Origin of the sequence: Streptomyces rimosus subsp. rimosus, from assembly GCF_000720725.1 — a bacterium.
Taxonomy (GTDB): Bacteria; Actinomycetota; Actinomycetes; order Streptomycetales; family Streptomycetaceae; genus Streptomyces; species Streptomyces rimosus_A.
Genome location: NZ_JOCQ01000014.1, coordinates 52,893 through 71,655, shown reverse-complemented (window position 1 = coordinate 71,655; position 18,763 = coordinate 52,893). Strand labels below are relative to the sequence as shown.

Sequence of the window (18,763 nt, the reverse complement as noted above, 5' to 3'; positions counted from 1 at the left end):
GGGTGCTGGTTCCTGCGTCCGGGTTCCTGGGTCCTGGGTCCTGGTTCCTGCGTCCTGGGTCAGCGGTCGCCCTCCGCGTGCAGCAAGGCGGTGAGCTGGTCCCGGCTCATGTGCCGGGGGTTGTTGTCGAAGCGGCTGTAGGTGACCACGTCGTCGGCGAGCGCGCCTGTGTCGATGTGGCCGAGTCCGCGCAGGGTGGGCAGCTCCAGCCGGGTCAGGAGGGTGTCCAGGCGCCGGTTCGCCTGGGCCGGGGTCCGTGCACCGAGCTGTCGGCATACGGCACGCAGTACGCCCGTGGTGTGCTCCGGGCCCCGGGGATCGCGGCAGTCCTGTGCGGTGACGGCGGCGTTGAACCGTAGGACGGCACCGAGGGTGAGGGCGCAGGCATGGCCGTGCGGGATTCCGTAGCGCAGGGTCATCGGGTACGAGACGGCGTGCGGGACCGTGGTGCGGGTACCGGCGATCGCCAGCCCGGCGAAGACGCTCGCGCAGCTGAGCACGGTACGCGCCGCTTCGTCGCCGGGATCCGTCAGGACGGCTTCCAGTCCCTCGGCGGCCAGGCGTACGGCAGGCACGCTGAAGCGCAGCGATGCGGCGTCCGCGGCGACCGCCCAGCTGGACTCCACCGCCTGGGCCAGCGCGTCCAGGCCGCAACTGCGCCACACCCGGTCCGGTGCGCTCATCGTCAGCAGCGGGTCGACGACGGCGAGGTCGGGGAAGAGCCCTGCGTGGTCCAGGGCCCGCTTGCGCTGCTCACGCTCGTCCCACACGGTCGCCGTACGGGTGGCCTCCGCGCCGCTGCCCGCCGTGGCCGGTACGGCGACCAGGCCGGTACCGCGTGAGAGGCCGGGGCGGGCGGCGGCAGGGCCCGCTTCGAGGTCCACCGCCTGGGCGACGGACTGTTCTCCGGGCGCCAGCAGGGCCACGGCCTTGCCGGTGTCCAGCACGCTGCCGCCGCCGATGGCCACCACCCCGTCGACGCGGTGCCGCCGCGCGATGTCCAGGACGTGCTGCATGCTCTGCGGTGTGGGATTGGCGCGCGGATTCTCCGCGACCACCACCGTGCCGAGGCGTCGGCACGCCGCGATCACCGCGTCCAGCCAGGGTTTGGCGGCCGTCTCCCGCCCGGTGAGCACCATCGGCCGGTGAAACCCGTGTGTTCCCAGCCGGTGCCGGATCACGGTGTCCAGCGCGTGGGCGGCGCCCCGGCCGAACACCACTCGCGTCGGCACGTAGGGGGGCACCGGAAGGTCCAGCGGATGGTGTGCGGACTCCAGGATCCGGCGGACTTCGGCCTCCTGGCCGGGCAGCTGGGTGATCGTCACGATGCTCCTTCCGTACCCGTCCGCTAGGCCAGCCGGCCGAAGAGCGGCGGCCGGCCGCCCAGCAGGACGCGCCGGATCTCCTCCGCGACCCGCAGCCGCTGGCTGCGCTCCGAGGCATCGGACAGGAACGCCCGGTGTGCGGTGACCACCGTGTTGGGCAGGGTGAGGATTTCCTTGTTCACCGGGTGGTCGCAGGGGTTCTCCGGGGTGAACACATCGGAGCCGTAGCCGCCCAGCCGCCCGCTCCGCAGCCCCTCCAGGACCGCTTCGGGCTGTACCAGTCCGCCCCGGGCGGTGTTGACCAGCAGGGCACCGCGCCGCAGGGGCCGCAACGACTCGTGGTTGACCAGGTGCCGGGTGCTGTCGTCCAACGGAGCGTGCAGCACGACGGCGTCCGCGTCGGAGAACAGCTCGGCCAGTGAGGGCCGGCCCTCGACCCCGTACCCGCGCATCAGGTCGTCGTGCACGTAGGGGTCGAAGGCCAGCACCCGCCGGTAGAGGGGCTGGAGTTTACGGCTGGTGGCACGGCCGATACGGCCGAAGCCGACGATGCCGACGCTGAGATCACCGGTGCGCCGGGGGACACCGCCGCCGTGGATGCTCCACCGCCCCTGCTTGACCAGGCCGTCCTGGGTGGTCAGTCCGCGTTCCAGGGCCAGCAGCATGGCCACGGTGTGGCTGCTCACCTCGTCGACGCAGTAGTCGGGCACGTTGAAGCCGAAGATCCCGTGGCGTTCCAGCAGCCCGGCGTTGAGGTTGTCGGTGCCGACGCCCTGGCGGGCGACGACCCGGCAGCCCGGTGTCAGCGCGTCGGCCACCTCCTCGGTGATCTGCGCGCGGTAGATGGCGACCGCGTCGGCTCCGCGCACGGCGTCCAGGAACGCTGCGCCGGAGACGTCGTAGGCGCCGTCCCGGCGGGGACCGAACCGCACCTGGATGTCCGTGCCGTACACCTCACGTTCGATGTCGGCACGGCGCGCGTCCACGGTGCCGTCGGGACCGATCACCCACGCGGGGTCGGTGTACACGACGACGGGCATACGGCATCACCTCACTGTGCACTGGAGAGAAGACGGGCGTCTTCGGTACGGGGCGGTCTCGGCGGACCACCCGGAACGGGCTCCGGCACCGCGCGGTGGCGCGGCGGTGCCGGTTACAGCACCAGGGTCTTGATGCGGGTCATCTCCCGCATGGCGTAGCGCACGCCCTCGCGGCCGTGGCCGCTGTCCTTGACCCCGCCGAAGGGGATGTTGGGCGACTCGAACTGCGGGCCGCCGTTGATGATGACGGCACCGACCTGCAACGCGCGGGCGGCTCGCATCGCGTCGTCGATCCGCCGGGTGAACACCCCGGCCTGCAGGCCGACCCGGCCGGCGTTGAGGTAGTCCACCGCGTCATCGAGGTCCTTGACCCGTACCAGCGGGGCGCACGGGCCGAAGGTCTCCTCGCACACCAGCGGTGCGGCGCGGTCGACGTGGTCCAGCACCGTCGGCCAGAACTGTGCCCCGCGGCGCCTGCCCCCGGTCAGTACTTGTGCACCGCCGTCCACAGCCTCGGCCACCCGCTGCTCCACCCGTACGGCCGCCGGCTCGTCGATCAGTGTCCCGATATCGGTGCCGGGGTCGCGCGGATCGCCCACCACCAGCCGCTCGGTCGCCGCGACCAGCATGCGGACGAACTCGTCGGCGACCTGCTCGTGCACCAGGATCCGCTTCACGCCGCGGCACGACTGCCCTGCCGTCGCGTACGCCCCCGCCGTGGCGGCGGTGACGGCCGCCGGCAGATCGGCGTCATCGGCCACGATCAGTGCGCCGCTGTCCCCGAGTTCGAAGGCGCTGCGGATCATGCCGATACGGCGGGCGATCCGCTGTCCGACCGCGGCGCTGCCGGTGAACGTCACCATGTCGACGTATTCGCAGCTCACCAGCGCCTCGCCGACCTCCAGCGGGTCACCGGTGACCAGCGCGATCTGACCGGCCGGCAGTCCGCTGTCCAGCAGGGCCCGGACGAACAGGCCGGCGGTCAGCGGCGCTTTCTCCGACGGTTTGACGATGACGCTGTTGCCTGCCGCCACGGCGGGCACCACTTTGGTGACGACCTGATTGAGCGGACGGTTGAACGGAGTGATGGCGCAAATCAGGCCGAGCGGTTCGGGCAAGGTCACCGCGAGCCTGCGGGCCGCGTAATCCGTGACGTCCGTCGCGATGCTCTCACCGGTCAAACGCTTGGCTTCTTCGGCGCCGAAACGCAGCTGCGCGATGGCGCGCCGCACCTCACTGACGGCATCCTTGTGAGCGTTTCCGGTCTCTTCGACGATCGACCGGATGAATACCTCGGACGAGGCGTGAATCTCCTCGGCGGCACGCCGGAGAACAGCGGCTCGCTCATGAGCCGGCGAACCGCACCGGAAACGCGCGGCGGACCGGGCGGCAGCCACCGCCTGGCCCGGCTCCGCCCGCGCCATCCGTCCCACCGTCTCGCCGGTATACGGGTTGATCACATCGGACGTACGGTCAACCGGCAACCAGCGCCCGCCGCTGAAGATTTCATTCATGGGCGCTCATCGCCTTCCGTCGCAGCGACCATTGTCGCGCACGCTCCGCGACTTCACCTGTACTTAGCGTAGCCATAACTCGACGTTCAACGTCAAGTAAAGAATTGCCATATGCCACACCCAGGGGCCGCCTGGCCCCCGGTCACCGATTTCATCGGGCAATAATTTGATAAGCCTTCGCACCAACCGAGTTCCGGTGTTGACGGCGCGGGACGGAAACCGCAGCCACTGCGTCCGGGCCCAGCGGCCGGTGCGCCGCTCGCTGTACGACTGCCTGGATCAGCGTCGCAGCCACTCGTCGAGAAGCGCGGCCTCGGCTTCGCTGAGACCGGGCAGTTCGGGCACGAGGGTGCGGAAGGCCGCGACGACGGCTGCCTGGTCCTGGACGGAGACAGCGGGCTCATCCGTGAGGATGGCGCGGGCGACGGCGTCGAAGGCCGCGTCGGCCAGGTGCGGGTCGTCGTGCTCCGGTGGCAGGGTCAAGAGGGTGTGGACGGTTCCGACTCCTGCCGAGTGGATGAGGTTGACGGCGCGTTCCTCGCTCACCCGGAGCCGCCCGGCGGCGGCGATCCTGTGCACCCGCTCGGCGAGGACCCGCATCCCCATGGCCTGCGCGGGGGCGTCGCGCGCGCGGGCCGGGTCGAGCAGCAGTCCGTAGACGTACGGGTTGGCCAGGCCGAAGCTGATCTGCGTGTTCCATCCGGCGCGGAGGTCCGCCACGGGATCGTCCGAGGGCGCGGCGGCCTGCTTGCCCGCCACGTGCTCGGCGAAGACATGCTCCGCGGCGGCGTCCAGCAGTTCGTCCTTGTCCTGGAAGAAGCGGTACAGAGCGGGGGGCTGCAGCCCCGCCTCGTGGGCCACGCGGCGCGTGGTCACCGCGACCGGCCCTTGCTCGCGCAGCAGGCCGGCCGCTGCCTTCACGATGCGGTCCCGGGTGAGGTCCCGCCGCTGCGTGTTCGATGCCATGGAGGCGATGGTACCGCCCGGGTGTGACGGGTGATGTTATCGCTGATACGGCCGGCCATCCACCGTGCGGCCGTGCGTCACACCTGGCACCTACCAGGCCGGGAATCGGACGAGCGCACGAAGCGCTTCCAGCGGTAGTATCACTGTTATCAATTTTCACCTTCCGCTGGAAACAGCGTCAGAGGGGAGCCATCGATGCTGATCGTCACGGGAGCCACCGGACGTCTCGGGCAGCTGATCGTCAACCGCCTGCTGGAGCGGGTGCCGGCCGAAAGGATCGGCGTGAGCGTGCGCGACGTGCGCAAGGCCGCCGGCCTCGCCGCGCGCGGCGTCCGGGTCCGGTCGGGAGATTTCACCGAACCCGGCACCCTTGAGCACGCGTTCGAAGGCGCCGAGCGCGTGCTGGTCGTCTCCGCGGCCATCCGAGGCGACGGCGCGTCGACCGCCAACAGCGCCGCCATCGACGCGGCGCGCGAGGCGGGTGCCCGGCACATCCTGTACACCAGCCACCAGGCCGCCTCTCCCCTGTCGCTCTTCCCGCCGCAGAGGGTCCACGCGGCCACCGAGGAGCACCTCAAGCGGCAAGGAGTCCCCTACACCGCTCTTCGCAACGGGTTCTACGCCTCCGCCTTGGGCCCCTACATCGGCGCGGCGCTCCGTACCGGCACGCTCGCGGTGCCGCAGGACGGACCGGTGTCCTGGACGGCCCACGAGGACCTGGCAGAAGCCGCGGCTCTCGCACTGGCCGGAGACGGGGTGCTGGAAGGGATCACTCCGCCGCTGACAGCCCCTCAGACGCTGGACTTCGCCGATGTCGCCGGCGTCCTCAGCCGTATCACCGGCCGGGCCGTCACCCGGGTCGTCATGGACGACGACGAGTGGATCGCCGCGGCAGTCGCCGGGGGGATGCCGCGGCAAGCCGCGGAGTTCTCCTTGACGATGTTCGCCGCATCGCGCAACGGCGAATTCGACGTCACCGATCCCACGCTGGGAGCCGTCATCGGCCGCCCCGCCAAGACCGTCCAGGAGGAGTTGGAGACCGTCATACGCTCCCGGTGAACCGGCCGGCTCCGGTTCCCGGCGGGCCGACGCCTCGTGGCGCGGCCCGCCGGGCGGAGGCCGCTGCCGCGGCGCCCCGTCGGCCCCGGCGGGCCTTCCGGTCACCGCCCTAGCAGGTGCGGGCTTCCTCCTGACAGGGCTGGAGGATGGTGGTGGGGTCGAAGAAGCGGGCCGAGGGCTTGGCGCGGACATCGCCGGTGGTGAGGTCGCGGATCACGGTGCCTTCGTCCTCGGTGAAGCTGGGATCCGCCTTGTAGCCGCCGAGGTAGATCCCCTCGGGTCCGGACTTGTTGGCGGTGACGATGTGCAGGTAGTCACCGGTGCGGCTCTTCCAGAGGGCGCTGCGGACCGGGTCGCTCCCGTCGCTGTTCATCGCGACGACGTCGACTCCCATCCGGGCGAGGACCTGGGCGGTCTCGGGCGGCATCATGTCGACGTCCTGCATGAGGGCGAGCCGTGCGTAGTCGCGGTCGATGACCAGGTAGTCGTTCGACAGCCGGTCCTTGCGGAGCGTTTCGCCGCGCTTGTGGTGCGTGCGCCTGTAGTCGTAGGACTGCCCCGTCGAGGTGATCAGGGTGCTCTTGGGCACCTCGGTGCCGGTGGCCGGGTAGTGGATGAGCAGGTCGGTCCGGTGGCCGGTGGCGAAGGACTTCAGCTTCGCGAGGCCCGCCGTGTCGGGGCCGGGGAAGTAGTCGGCCGGGAAGACGATCAGGCGCAGCTTCTTGCCGGAGGACTCGGCCTGGGAGGTGGCTTTGGCTGCGGCATCGAGGGCGGCCTGCCAGGGGGTCGCGCCGGCGCCCGGGTCGACAGCGGCGGCGGTGAACGTGGTCGGCGCGGGCTGCTGGAACTGCTTCTGCGTATAGGGCTCCAGGGTGTCCTGGCCCATCAGGGAGTACATCGCGGGTTTGCGCTCCACCGGGAAGGTGCGTGACGTGCGCACGGGGATCTCACCGTAGCCGATCTGATCGGGCCGGCCGCTCACGTCCGAGAGAACCCTGCCGTCATGGGTCATGATGAGGCTGCGCGACCCCAGGTCGAAATCGTAGGGGAACGGCGACGGCACGGTGAAGGTGTTCTGCGTGAACACCTCGGGCTTGGTCCCCTTGGTTCCCTTTCCCCAGCGGTTCGCGACAATCATGGAGAAGTCGTTCTCGAAGGTCCGGACGCGCACGAAATCCGTGTCGATCCCGACGTTCGCGGGCGCGATGAGGATGTCCGTTCCCTGCACCGCGGCCGCTCTGGGGAACTGGGAGTTGAACATGTCGGAGCAGATGACCAGCGCCATCCGGCCGTATTCGGTGTCGAAGGTCGGGATCCGGTCGAAGCTCGACGCGTTGTACGAGGATTCGATCAGGTGGTTGCGCTTGCGGTATACGCCGCGGGTCTCGCCGTCCGGGCCGAGGAGCACGGCCGAGTTGTAGTAGCGATTGGTGTCCGGATCGTGCACGGGCATGCCGAACGCGATGTAGGCGCGGTGTTGTCTGGCGACGGCGCCGAGTGCGTCGGTTGTCTTCCCGGGGACCTGTTCCGCGGCCTTGGACATCTCCGCGCGGCTGAAGAAGGAGTAGCCGCTGGTGGCCATCTCGGGCAGCACGATGAGCTTGGCGCCCTTGCCGGCTGCCCGGCCGGCCAGCTCGACCATCTTGGCGCGGTTGTCGTCCACCTTCCCTTCCTCCGGGGCGAAGTGAATCGTCGCGGTCTTGAGGGTCTTGGGTGCCGGTGATCCGCTCGATGCGGCGGCGCTCGTGGGTTCGTGGCCCGGCAGCAGGGGAATCAGTCCGGCCAGGAGGGCCGCCACCACGACCGACCGGAGCCGACGGCGGCGGAACAGCGCGATCCGGTTCAATTATTTCTCCGATCTCATAGGGCGGGCTCCTTCTTCGAGTACTCCAGAGCAGCGCTCAGGAAATTGCGCGGGATTTCCGGGTGCGTGCCGAAATGGAGGTGGATGTAGCTGGCCGCTACGTTGTCGAGCAGAAACCCCGCAGGGCGGCGTTCGCCCGTGCTCGTCGTCACCTCGTACAGATTGGGCTCGATATCGGCAGTGGTGATACGGGACTGGTGGAACTCCTGGCCCCGGGCCCGCTGCCCCGTCCCGCCGAGCGGGGACGGCGCCTGTGTGCGGACGTCCACGTAATGGATGGAGAGGTACTGGCGGTCCATCACCACATCGATCGGGAGGACACCGGCCATGGCCGCGCTGTTTCCGTCGAAGTCGGCCAGCGACCGGGCGAGATACATCATCCCGCCGCACTCTGCGTAGACCGGCATTCCGTGCCCGGCACGTGCTTTCAGCTCTTGCGCGAGTGAGCGGTTGGCAGCCAGCTCGGCGGTGAAACTCTCCGGATAGCCACCGCCGAGGTAGACCGCGGCGACGTCATCCGGCAACCGGGGATCGACCGTGGGCCGGAACGGCACCACCGTGAACCCGGCCTCCTCCAGCGCGCCCAGGTTCTCCTCGTAGTAGAAACAGAACGCGGCGTCACGGGCCACCGCCAGCCGCACGCGGGGCGCGCCGGGGCCGGTTCCGCGTGGCGGACGCTGTGCGGGTGTTCCGGCGGGGCGGGGCAGCGCGGTGCGGGTGGCGGCCAGCAGTGCGTCCAGGCCCACCGTGCGGCCGGAAGCGGCCTGCGCGCGGGCGCGTTCCGCGGCGCCGGTCGGGTTCTCCTCGACCGTGGTCAGCCCGAGGTGCCGCTCGTGGACCCGCAGATGCTCGCTGCGCTCGACCCAGCCGGCCACGAGTTCCCGCAGGTGACCCGGCAGCGCGGTGAGCACCATCTCGGCATGGGTGCGGCTGCCGACCTGGTTCAGGACGCATGCCGCGATCCGGACCTCGGGGTCGAAGGCCAGCAGGCCGCCGAGGACGGCTCCGGACGTACGCGTCATCCCCCATACGTCCATGACGACCACGACGGGAACGCCGAGGAGCTTGGCGATGTGCGCCGCGCTTCCCTTCTCCGTGCCGTTCTCCCCGTCGTACAGCCCGCCCATGGCCTCGATCACGCACACGTCCGCCTCCGCGGACCAGCGGCTGAAGGAGCGGCGCACTCCCTCGGCCCCCATCATCCACAGGTCCAGATTGATCGACGGACGTCCGGTGATCTCCCGGTGGTATCCGGGGTCGATGAAGTCAGGGCCGATCTTGAAGGCTTGTACGTTCAGCCCCCGTTCACGCAAGAGCCGCAGCACGATGGCCGTGACAGTCGTCTTGCCTGCGCTGCTGTGCGTCGCGGCGACGACGAAAGCGGGCCGCGACCGCGGTGCGGGATCGGCGCTGGCCGTGTTCTTCACTGCTGCCCCTCCAGTACGAGCCGGATCTCCGGTGCAGTGCCGCACAGTACCGTCAGGCTGCGGGACGGTACGGCCCCGATATCCGGTCGGCGCCCGGGAACTTGCCGAAATGGGCGGGCGGTCCGCCTGCTCAACCTGCCGCGGCCGACTACGTACACTCGCAACTCGGCGGCACCCACCTGGAGAAGCCCAGCAATTTCCTGAACTCCGCAGCGGGCCGCAGTCGACCGCAGCGGGCCGCACCGGGCAGACGGAAGAATCACACCATGAAACGCAGCGTCGGACCCATCAGTTACAGCCTGGCCGCGGCGGCCACCGCGGGCACTCTCGCGCTGACCACGGCAGCGCCCGCCCACGCCGACGACTTCCGCTACTGGTCGCTGCGGCACGGGGACCACGGCGCCTGGCGCACCACAGCCGAGGGGCCGGGTACCTACCGTCCGGCCGACGGCGCTGTGGAAGGGTGGCGCTTCGCCGTATTCCAGGCGGACACCAAGGAATCCGTCGTCCCCCGTGCTCCCGCCGACTTCGATGCGGTCTGCGCTGCCACCCCGGAAAAGGCAGGCACCAAGCGGGTCGCCCTGGTCCTGGACTTCGGCACGGCGCAGGACGCCCCGTCCGGAGAGAAGCCCCCGACGGTACGTTCGCACTGCGTGCAGTTGCCGCCGGAGGCCACCACCGCGGAGGCGCTGGCCAAGGCCGCACCGCCACTGCGGTACGCAGCCTCCGGGTTGCTGTGCGCCATCGCGGGCTACCCGCGGCGCGGCTGCGGGGAAGCGGTGACCGACCGCTCCGAACGCGCGAGCGGCGGCACCAGCTCCCACAGCGGCAGCGGTTCGGGCGGCGGACCGTCCGCAGGGCTGCTGGTCGGCGGGGGCGTCGTCGTCGCCCTGCTCGGCGCAGCCGTATGGCAGGCCCGGCGCCGACGCGACACCGCGTGAGCGTGCCGCTGCCGGCAGCGGTTGAAGCAGGGCGTACCGCATCGCTGCGGGCCGCCGTTTCCTTGCGCTTTCACGGACAACGCTGCCGATCCCGCGACGGCCGGCCCACGTTTCGGCACCCTCTGGTGGAGGGTTCTGCCGAAGCGGACCATGGGGATGTGGACGCGGAGGGCAAACATGGGGTCCGGAGTCGCAACACAGCTGATAACCGTCGGAGCCACGCTGAGCGGCGTTGTACTGACCCTTCTCGCCAATGCCTCTCTTGAGCGCCGCCGAGCTCGGGACACGCGCGACTTGGAGTCGATGCGTATGGGGTCGGAGCATGCGAAGTGGCTGCGGGAGGAGCGGGTCAGGGCCTATGCCGACATGTCACTTGCGGGCGAGGAGGTACTGCAGTTCATACGGACTGAGATGCCGCTGCTCATCGGTTCGGACGATGCCGGTCGGCGCGTCGATACGGAAGCTCGCTGGCGTGCACTGCGCACCGATCTCCGGAAGGCCTACAACCAGGTGGCTCTCTTCGGCGCCGACCACGCACGGGCAGCGGCTCTGCACATGTGGCGCACAGCTCGTAATGGAGCCAACGATCTCTTGCGCGACCTGGACTGTCCTGACAACGAAGCTCTCGCAGCCTGGCCCGACTTTCCCGAGCGGATCCGGGAAATCGCAGCGGACCTCGGTTCCGCTGGTGACCGGTTCTTGGATGCCTGCCGGAAGGATCTGCTGAAGGGTGTTCCTTGACTGATCCTTGGTATGCGGCAGCAGCCGGTACCACCGGATCACCGCCGAGTTCCGGGCGGACGCCGGGGCCGATCCCGGGTACGTGCTTGCCTGAGCATGCGCAGATCCCGCGAGACCGACAGCCCTACCGGGCGCGGTCCCAGCTCCGTCTTGTGGCTTGACAGCAGCATTAGACAGCCACCTTGTTCGGTACGTCCCCAAGTCGGGGGAAGCAGGTGCGCATTCGGGTTGAGGGCGACGTATGCGGCCGATGCTTTCTTCAGGAGGCGCACAACAGTTGGTCCGAGAAGCGATTATGCGCCGTTCCGTCTCTCTCCGCCGGCTACGGCTTTCCGGACCGGCGCCGTGTGACGGTTACGTACGCGGGCTGTGCGCCGGCCGGTATCCCGCTTTTGGAGGTGTACCGCAGCATGCCCCCTTCCGAAGACCCCGCCCCCACGCCGATGTCCGATCTCCGCCGCCGCAAACTGAACCGGATGTTCGAAGTTCTCGACTCCGAGCGCTCCGGCACCGTCACCGAGGAAGGGTCGCTGCGCCTGGGCCGTGCCTTCGCCGAGGCGGCGGGGAGCGCGGGCGACGCGCGGCGTCAGGAGCAGCTCGCTGCCACGGCCCGGGAAATCTGGCGGGAGTTCGAGCCGTCCCCGGATGCCACCGGAGTGCGTCAGCTCGACCAGGAGCGCTTCGCGCACGAAATCGACACGGACCTGGTGCGGGATCCCGACAAGGTGATCCGCCTGATCGGCTCGCTCACCAACGTCCTGTTCGGAATGGTGGACCGGGACGACGACGGCAGTATCCGCAAGGACGACACGATTCCCATGGCGGTGCGCTTCCTCGACATCTCCGAGGACGAGGCGACATCGACCTGGGACAAGCTGGACGTGGCGGCTCAGGGGCATCTGAACTATGCGACGTGCCTCAAAGCCATCACGGAGTACGTGGTGAGTGAGGACCCGCAGGCTTCCGGGAACTGGGTCTTCGGTCATTTCTGACGGGATGCTTTTCGAGGGATCGGCTGCTGACGGCCGGCCGGGAACGGATCCGCCGGTGGGTGCCCGGCAACGGCCCGGTGACGGGGCCGAGCGCGGCGCCGTGTTCGACGGCGAAGGTATGACGGAACTGGCTCAGCGGGTGACGACACCGGTGCATCTGGTCGCCCGGGTTTCCGACGGGCTGCTGGGGCTGGCGGACGGCCGGTCGGCGGCCCCTGGTCCCGGCCACGGCCTGGTCCCGGTCGGGACGCTGCCCGCGCTGTATCCGGAGTGGCTGGGTGAGCGGACGTTCGGCCAGGCGCACGGAGTCCGTTTCCCTTACGTCGCGGGTGAGATGGCGCGCGGCATCTCGACCGTGTCGTTGGTGGCCGCCATGGCACGCGCCGACATGCTCGCCTTCTTCGGCGCCGCGGGCCTGCGCCCGGCCGAGGTGGAACGCGCCGTGCACGAGCTGCGTACCGGGCTGGCGGACCGCCGGAACTGGGGCGTGAACCTGATCCACACCCCGGGCGACGCGTCCTTGGAGGAGCAGGTCGCCGACCGGCTGCTGGGCGCAGGGGTCCCGTGCGTCTCGGCTTCGGCCTTCATGGAGCTGACGCCCGCGGTGGTGCGCTGCGCCGCCACGGGGCTGCGGCAGGACCGGGCGGGCCGGATCGTCCGTCCGACAGCACTGTTCGCCAAGGTCAGCCGTCCCGAGCTGGCGCAGGCGTTCATGTCGCCCGCCCCCGCCGCACTGCTGCGGCACCTGGTGGAACACGGCCGGCTCACCGAGTACGAGGCGGGGCTGGCCACCCGCGTACCGGTGGCCGAGGACATCACCGTGGAGGCCGACAGCGGCGGTCACACCGACCGCCGCCCCCTGGCCGCGCTGCTGCCCGCCGTCGTCTGCCTGCGGGACGAGCTGGCGGCCCGGCAGCGCCTTGCCCGCCCGGTGCGCGTGGGGGCGGCGGGCGGCCTCGGGGACCCGGCCGCGGTCGCCGCCGCCTTCGCGCTCGGCGCGGCGTACGTCGTCACCGGATCGGTGAACCAGATGTCGGTCGAGGCCGGCGTCTGTGGCGCCGCCAAGGCGATGCTCGCCGAGGCGGACATCGCCGATACGGCCATGGCTCCCGCCGCGGACATGTTCGAGATGGGGGCGCAGGTGCAGGTGTTGCGGCGCGGCACGCTGTTCGCCGGGCGGGCGGCGCGGCTGGAGCGCGTCTACCGCGGGTATCCGTCGCTGGACGCCGTGCCGGCGGCCGAGCGCCGGGCGCTGGAGCGGGAGGTGCTGGGGGCTTCGGTCGATGCCGTATGGGCGTGGACGTACGAGTACTGGACGCGGCGGGACCCGGCGGAAGCGGCGCGGGCCGAGGCGGATCCGAAGCACCGGATGGCGCTGGTGTTCCGGTGGTACCTCGGCCAGTCGAACCGGTGGGCGGTCACCGGGGATCCGCACCGGCGGGCCGACTATCAGCTGTGGTGCGGCCCCGCGGCCGGGGCGTTCAACCGGTGGAGCGCGGGTTCCTTCCTGGCGGAGCCGGGGCACCGGACGGTCGTACAGATCGCGTTGAACCTGCTGCGGGGAGCCGCCGTGGTGACCCGCGCCCACCAGCTGCGGACGTGCGGGGTCGCCCTTCCGCCGCGGGCCTTCCGCTTCCGACCACGCCGGCTGCGCTGAGCGCGGTGTACGCCGTATCCGCCGCAGACGTCTTGTCCGCACGCGTCTTGTCCGCCGCACACATCTTGTCCGCACACGTCTTGTCCGCTCATGTCGCGCGAAGGGAGCAGGCTCATGCCCGACAACCGGCCGGCCGTACGGGAACCGATCGCCATCGTGGGGATGAGTGCGATCATGCCGGGCGCCCCGGATCTCGACGCCTTCTGGCAGGCGATCGTCGAGGGCCGGGACCTGGTGACCGACGTGCCGGCCGACCGGTGGCTGGCGGCCGACCACTACGACCCCGACCCGCGGGCCGAGGACAAGACGTACTGCAAGCGCGGGGCTTTCCTGCCGACGGTGGATTTCGACCCGCTGGCCTTCGGCCTGTCGCCCCGGTCCGTCGCCGCCACCGACTCGGCCCAGTTGCTCGCCCTGATCGTGGCCGACCGGCTGCTGGCGGATCTGGGACCGGCGCGAGCGGGCCCGGACGGCGAACGGGTCGGCGTGTACGTGGGCTGTGCGGCACTCCAGCTGATGGGAGAGATGAGCGCGCGCACGGGGCGCCCCGTCTGGCGCAAAGTCCTACGGGAGGAAGGGATTGCGCCGGAGCGGGTGGAGGAGGTCTGCGACCGGATCGCCGGCCACTGCGTACCGTGGCAGACGGCCACCTTTCCCGGCCTGTTGAGCAACGTCGTCGCCGGGCGGATCGCCAACACCTTCGACCTGCACGGGACGAACCTCACCGTGGACGCCGCGTGCGCGAGTTCCCTGGCCGCGCTGTCCGTCGCCGTCGACGATCTCGTACTCGGCCGGGCGGATCTCGTCGTCACCGGCGGCGTGGACACCCTCAACGATCCGATGACGTTCACCTGCTTCAGCAAGACCCCGGCGCTCTCCCCCACCGGCGACTGCCGGCCGTTCGCGGAGTCGGCGGACGGCACCCTGCTGGGTGAAGGCGTCGCCCTGTTCGCGCTCAAGCGCCTCGCGGACGCCGAGCGGGACGACGACCGGATCTTCGCCGTGGTACGCGGCATCGGGTCGGCCTCGGACGGCAGCGGGACGTCCATCTACGCTCCGCTGGCAGCCGGGCAGGTCCGGGCCATGCGCCGGGCCTACGCGGCAGCGGACTACGACCCGGGCACGGTGGGCCTGGTGGAGGCCCACGGCACCGGGACCGTCGCGGGCGACACCACTGAAGTGGCCGCGCTGCGCGAAGTGTTCGAGGCATCCGATGGGCCCGGCCGCCAGTGGTGCGGTCTGGGCTCGGTGAAGTCCCAGATCGGTCACGCCAAAGCCGCCGCCGGTGCCGCCGGGCTGCTGAAGGCCGTACTGGCACTGCACCACAAGGTACTGCCCCCGACGATCAAGGCGGAGCCGACCAACCCGGCGCTGGAACTCGACCGCAGCCCCTTCTACCTCAACACCTCGGCCAGGCCCTGGGTGCACCTCGCGGACCACCCGCGGCGGGCATCGGTGTCGAGCTTCGGGTTCGGCGGCTCCAACTTCCATGTGGCGCTGGAGGAATACGTCAGGGCGGACGCGGTCCCCGGCGTGCGCCGCCCCGCTCCGCGGTGTGCTGCCCGCCCGTCGGAGTTGGTGCCGCTGTCCGCCGATGCCCCCGAAGGGCTGCTCGCCCGGTGCCGGGAACTCGTGGAGAGCATGGGCGAGCGCGAGCGCCTGTCCGAAACCGCCCGGCGGGCGCAGGGCGCCTTCGACGCCACCGCGGAATGCCGCCTGGCGCTCGTCGCCTCCGATTGCGCGGAACTGGCCACCAAGCTGGAGCAGGCAGCCACGGTGATCGAGCGGCAGCCCGAAGACGCCTTCTCAGGCCCTTCCGGGATGCATTACGGCACCGGTGGCATGGGCGTCGGCCGGATCGCCTTCGTCTTTCCCGGGCAAGGCACCCAGCACCTCCGCATGGGCACGGATATGGCCTTGCACTTTCCGCGCGCGCTGGCGGTATGGCAGCACGCGGCCGAACTGGGCCTCGGTGAACGGCCGCTGACCGACGTGGTGTTCCCCAGGCCCGCGAGCACCGAGGCCGGGCGGAGGCGCCACCGGGCCGAGCTGACCCGTACCGAATGGGCGCAGCCGGCCCTCGCCGCGCACGCTCTCGCCCTGCTGGCGGTGCTCGACGCGACCAGGGTACGGCCGGACTGCGTCGCGGGCCACAGCTTCGGCGAACTGACCGCGCTGCACGCTGCCCGGGCGTTCGACGCGGACACTCTGCTGCGGCTGGCCCGCAGGCGCGGGGAACTCATGCGGGACGCCGGTACGGGCCCGGACGGCGGCGCCATGCTCGCCGTGGACGCCTGCGCGGAACGCGTCAGCGGCGTCACCGGCCTCGTCCCCGACGGCCCGGCCGGGGACCTCCGGATCGCCAACGACAACGCCCCCGGCCAGGTCGTGCTGGCAGGCTCGGAGAGCGAGGTCGCGCAGGCGGCGGAACGCTGCGCCGCGGCCGGTCTCACTGCCCGCCGCCTGGATGTGGCCACGGCATTCCACAGCCCGCTGGTGGCTCGCGCCGCAGAGCCTCTGGCGGAATTCCTCGCCGCGCAGACGGTCCGGGCCCCGCTGCTGGACGTGTACGGCAACACGGCCGCCGCCGTGTATCCCGTACGGCCTGACCTGGTGCGCCAGACGGTTGCCGGGCACTTGGCCGCCCCCGTCCGGTTCGTCGACATGATCAAGGCCATGTACGGCGACGGAGTACGGACCTTCGTGGAAGTGGGGCCGGGCAGCGTACTCAGCGGCCTGATCGGCGAGATCCTGCACGACGTCCCGCATCACGCCGTGCCCACCGCCCCGTCGGGAATCTCCGGGGTGACCGGCCTCCACAACGCCCTGGCCAGGCTGGCCACCCTGGGCGTCCCCCTGCTGCCCGCCGGACTGTGGGAACACCACGCCACCCCGCGGACCGCACCGGAGCCACGTTCCGGGCCCCAGGTGCGCATGGCGATCAACGGCGGTAATCATGGGCGGCGTTACCCGCCTCAAGCGGATGATCGTCAGACGGGTGAGCGTCAGACGGATGGACCTCAGACAGCTGGGCCTCAGATGGACGAGTCTCAGACGGATAGGTCCCAGTCTGCGACTCCCGTGACCGAAACTCCCATGACCGATACGGAACCTGTGCCCGCCCCGGCACCCCCCGAGGCCGGCACCGAGGTCGTACGGGCACTCCTGGAGGTGCAGCGGCAGACCGCGGAAGCCCACGCCGCGTATCTCGGCCTGGCGGCCAAAGCGGTCGAGGCTCTTGCCGGGGCCGAGGGGAACACCGTGCAGGAGCCGGACGGGACCGGTTGGGGCGACGACCTGGCTGATCCCGCCGCCCCCGCCGCCCCCGTCGCCCCTATGGTCGCCGAAGAAAGCCCGGCCCCGCCCCTGCCCCCCACCGAGTCGGGCCGGCCCACGCCCCCAGAGGCTCCGCCATCACCGAACCTGTCCCCCTCCGACATGGAAGCCCTGGTACTGAGGACAGTGGCGGAGAAGACCGGCTACCCCGTCGACATCCTGGCGCCGCACATGGAGCTCGAAGCCGACCTGGGCCTCGATTCGATCACCCGGGTGCAGGTGCTGGCAGCGCTGCGCGAGGCGTTCCCCCATCTGGAGGCCGTGGACCGGGCCGACATCGGGCAGCTGGCGACCTTGCAGACCGTAGGAGAGGTGGCCGGCGCGCTGCGCGAACTCCTCGCGGTGACAGCACCCGCCGACGGTGCACCGCCTCCTGCCGCGACGGACTCGGCCCCGGCCGGTCCCGCCCCGCCGGATGTGCGGGTGCACCGGCAGGTCCCGACGATGGTGGCCGAACCCGCTGCCGGCACGCCGCTGCCGGGACTGGGCGAGGGCCCCCTGTCCGTGGTCGGGGACGGCACCGGACTCGCGGACGAGGTGGTCCGGCTGCTCGGCCGGCACGGCGTTGCTGCCGAGCGCCATACGGACGTGCCCGCCGGGGCGGCCGGCGTCGTCTTCCTCGGCGGCATGGCCGAACCGGCGTCGGTGGCCGAGGCCGTCGCACGTCAGCGGGAGGCGTTCCAGGCGGCCCACGCCGTCGCGCCGCGGATGGAGCAGCACGGTGGCGTCTTCGTCACCGTGCAGGACACGGGCGGCTGGTTCGGGCTCCGCGACTGCGCGCCGGGCCGTGCGTGGCTCGGGGGCATCGCCGCTCTCGCCCGTACCGCGGCAGCCGAGTGGCCGCGGGCCTCGGTCAAGGCGGTCGACTGCGCCCGCGGGCCCCGTACCGACGGCGAGGTTGCCGCGGCGGTCGTCGGGGAACTGCTGGGCGGCGGGCCGTCGCTCAACGTCGGTCTTCCGGCCGACGGCGTACGGCGCACTTGGGCCGTACGTGACGAGGACGCCCCGGGGGACGCGCCGCCTGCGCCGGCCCTCGGTCCGCTCCCCGTGATCGTCGCGACGGGCGGCACCGGCGGTGTCACCGCCGAGGCGCTGGTCGAGCTGGCGCGTACCTGCCCGGCCCGGTTCGTCCTGATCGGCCGTTCGAAGCCGGACGGCCCGCGGGCGAACCGCATCCGCGCGACGCTGGCCGCTCTGGAGGAGGCCGGTTCGCAGGCCCGGTACGTGCGTACGGACATCCGGGACCGGGCGGGCCTCGGGGCCGCGCTCGCCGGCGTCCGGGCCGAGTGGGGGCCGGTCACCGGGCTGGTGCACGCGGCCGGCGTCCTGGCCGACCGGCGGATCAGGGACAAGTCGGCCGCGGACTTCGACGAGGTCTTCGGTGTGAAGGTCGACGGGCTGGCGGCGCTGCTCCAGGAGACGGCGGCGGATCCGCTGCGTCTGGTGTGCGTGTTCTCCTCGGTGGTCGCCTCGTACGGCAACCCCGGCCAGTGCGACTACGCGATGGCCAACGAAACCCTGAACCAGGTGATCGCCGCGGAACGGGCCGGCCGCCCCGAGGCGTTGGTCCGATCCCTGGCCTGGGGCCCGTGGCAAGGCGGCATGGTCACGCCGCGGCTGGCCGAGCTCTTCCGTCTGGACGGTGTCCCCCTGCTGTCCATGGAGGCCGGGGCCCGCGCCTTCGCCGCCGAACTGGCCACCGCGGCACCGCAACCACACGTGATCATCTCTGCCGGTCCGGCCGACATGCTCTTCGGGAAGGCTTCCCATGCAGCCCACACAGCCAACACAGCACATGCAGCCCGCACAACCCACTCAACCCACACGGCCCGTACCGCCTGACGCCGAGCCGGCCGAGGAAGCGGAAGTGATGCCCCGGCCACCGGAGTACGGGAGGGGCG

The 18,763-nt window shown here is 71.0% G+C and carries 12 protein-coding genes; 6 read left to right on the top strand and 6 right to left on the bottom strand.

Annotated elements, in window-relative coordinates:
- Window positions 1-59 precede the first annotated feature (59 nt).
- From IH45_RS0110260 to IH45_RS0110245, 4 genes are all read right to left on the bottom strand, one after another.
- Window positions 60-1,325 carry a phosphonoacetaldehyde reductase gene (locus IH45_RS0110260; protein WP_050514700.1) on the bottom strand — a complete coding sequence of 422 codons (1,266 nt, stop codon included), beginning with the start codon at window positions 1,323-1,325 and terminating at the stop codon, window positions 60-62.
- A gap of 23 nt (window positions 1,326-1,348) precedes the next feature.
- Window positions 1,349-2,365 (bottom strand): C-terminal binding protein, encoded by a 1,017-nt coding sequence (locus IH45_RS0110255; RefSeq protein WP_030664833.1) that lies wholly within the window; start codon window positions 2,363-2,365, stop codon window positions 1,349-1,351.
- Between the two features lie 113 nt (window positions 2,366-2,478).
- On the bottom strand, window positions 2,479-3,879 hold the full coding sequence (locus IH45_RS0110250) for an aldehyde dehydrogenase family protein (protein WP_032917114.1): 1,401 nt from the start codon (window positions 3,877-3,879) through the stop codon (window positions 2,479-2,481).
- 279 nt (window positions 3,880-4,158) lie between these two features.
- Complete coding sequence (locus IH45_RS0110245) at window positions 4,159-4,845, bottom strand: TetR/AcrR family transcriptional regulator (protein ID WP_030664823.1); 687 nt, start codon at window positions 4,843-4,845, stop codon at window positions 4,159-4,161.
- Window positions 4,846-5,040: 195 nt separating this feature from the next.
- Here IH45_RS0110245 and IH45_RS0110240 point away from each other — a divergent pair, with 195 nt between their 5' ends.
- Entirely contained in the window at window positions 5,041-5,904 is an 864-nt protein-coding gene (locus IH45_RS0110240; protein ID WP_030664818.1) for an NAD(P)H-binding protein, read from the top strand.
- 109 nt (window positions 5,905-6,013) lie between these two features.
- On the opposite strand, the gene IH45_RS1000000145145 is transcribed toward IH45_RS0110240, so the two are convergent.
- Both IH45_RS1000000145145 and IH45_RS0110230 read right to left on the bottom strand, forming a co-directional pair.
- On the bottom strand, window positions 6,014-7,750 hold the full coding sequence (locus IH45_RS1000000145145; RefSeq protein ID WP_030664815.1) for a nitrilase-related carbon-nitrogen hydrolase: 1,737 nt from the start codon (window positions 7,748-7,750) through the stop codon (window positions 6,014-6,016).
- Between the two features lie 14 nt (window positions 7,751-7,764).
- A complete protein-coding gene (locus IH45_RS0110230; RefSeq protein ID WP_030664814.1) occupies window positions 7,765-9,195 on the bottom strand; it encodes a cobyrinate a,c-diamide synthase in 1,431 nt (476 codons plus the stop codon).
- A 266-nt stretch (window positions 9,196-9,461) separates the two neighbouring features.
- On the opposite strand from IH45_RS0110230, the gene IH45_RS0110225 reads away from it, so the two are divergent.
- From IH45_RS0110225 to IH45_RS0110205, 5 genes are all read left to right on the top strand, one after another.
- Window positions 9,462-10,136, top strand: a complete 675-nt coding sequence (locus IH45_RS0110225; protein ID WP_030664810.1) for an SCO2322 family protein — start codon at window positions 9,462-9,464, stop codon at window positions 10,134-10,136.
- A 177-nt stretch (window positions 10,137-10,313) separates the two neighbouring features.
- On the top strand, window positions 10,314-10,877 hold the full coding sequence (locus IH45_RS0110220; protein ID WP_030664808.1) for a hypothetical protein: 564 nt from the start codon (window positions 10,314-10,316) through the stop codon (window positions 10,875-10,877).
- Between the two features lie 410 nt (window positions 10,878-11,287).
- Entirely contained in the window at window positions 11,288-11,869 is a 582-nt protein-coding gene (locus IH45_RS0110215) for an EF-hand domain-containing protein (RefSeq protein ID WP_158812992.1), read from the top strand.
- A 118-nt stretch (window positions 11,870-11,987) separates the two neighbouring features.
- Window positions 11,988-13,526 (top strand): PfaD family polyunsaturated fatty acid/polyketide biosynthesis protein, encoded by a 1,539-nt coding sequence (locus tag IH45_RS0110210; protein WP_234440490.1) that lies wholly within the window; start codon window positions 11,988-11,990, stop codon window positions 13,524-13,526.
- Window positions 13,527-13,640: 114 nt separating this feature from the next.
- Window positions 13,641-18,704 (top strand): type I polyketide synthase, encoded by a 5,064-nt coding sequence (locus IH45_RS0110205; protein WP_063762966.1) that lies wholly within the window; start codon window positions 13,641-13,643, stop codon window positions 18,702-18,704.
- The last annotated feature ends 59 nt before the right edge of the window (window positions 18,705-18,763 follow it).

Coding starts and splice junctions, on each gene's coding strand:
- IH45_RS0110250 (WP_032917114.1), bottom strand. CDS start 3,879: ATGAATGAAATCTTCAGCGGCGGGCGCTGGTTGCCGGTTGACCGTACG.
- IH45_RS0110205 (WP_063762966.1), top strand. CDS start 13,641: ATGCCCGACAACCGGCCGGCCGTACGGGAACCGATCGCCATCGTGGGG.
- IH45_RS0110210 (WP_234440490.1), top strand. CDS start 11,988: ATGACGGAACTGGCTCAGCGGGTGACGACACCGGTGCATCTGGTCGCC.
- IH45_RS0110240 (WP_030664818.1), top strand. CDS start 5,041: ATGCTGATCGTCACGGGAGCCACCGGACGTCTCGGGCAGCTGATCGTC.
- IH45_RS0110225 (WP_030664810.1), top strand. CDS start 9,462: ATGAAACGCAGCGTCGGACCCATCAGTTACAGCCTGGCCGCGGCGGCC.
- IH45_RS0110215 (WP_158812992.1), top strand. CDS start 11,288: ATGCCCCCTTCCGAAGACCCCGCCCCCACGCCGATGTCCGATCTCCGC.
- IH45_RS0110255 (WP_030664833.1), bottom strand. CDS start 2,365: ATGCCCGTCGTCGTGTACACCGACCCCGCGTGGGTGATCGGTCCCGAC.
- IH45_RS0110220 (WP_030664808.1), top strand. CDS start 10,314: ATGGGGTCCGGAGTCGCAACACAGCTGATAACCGTCGGAGCCACGCTG.
- IH45_RS0110245 (WP_030664823.1), bottom strand. CDS start 4,845: ATGGCATCGAACACGCAGCGGCGGGACCTCACCCGGGACCGCATCGTG.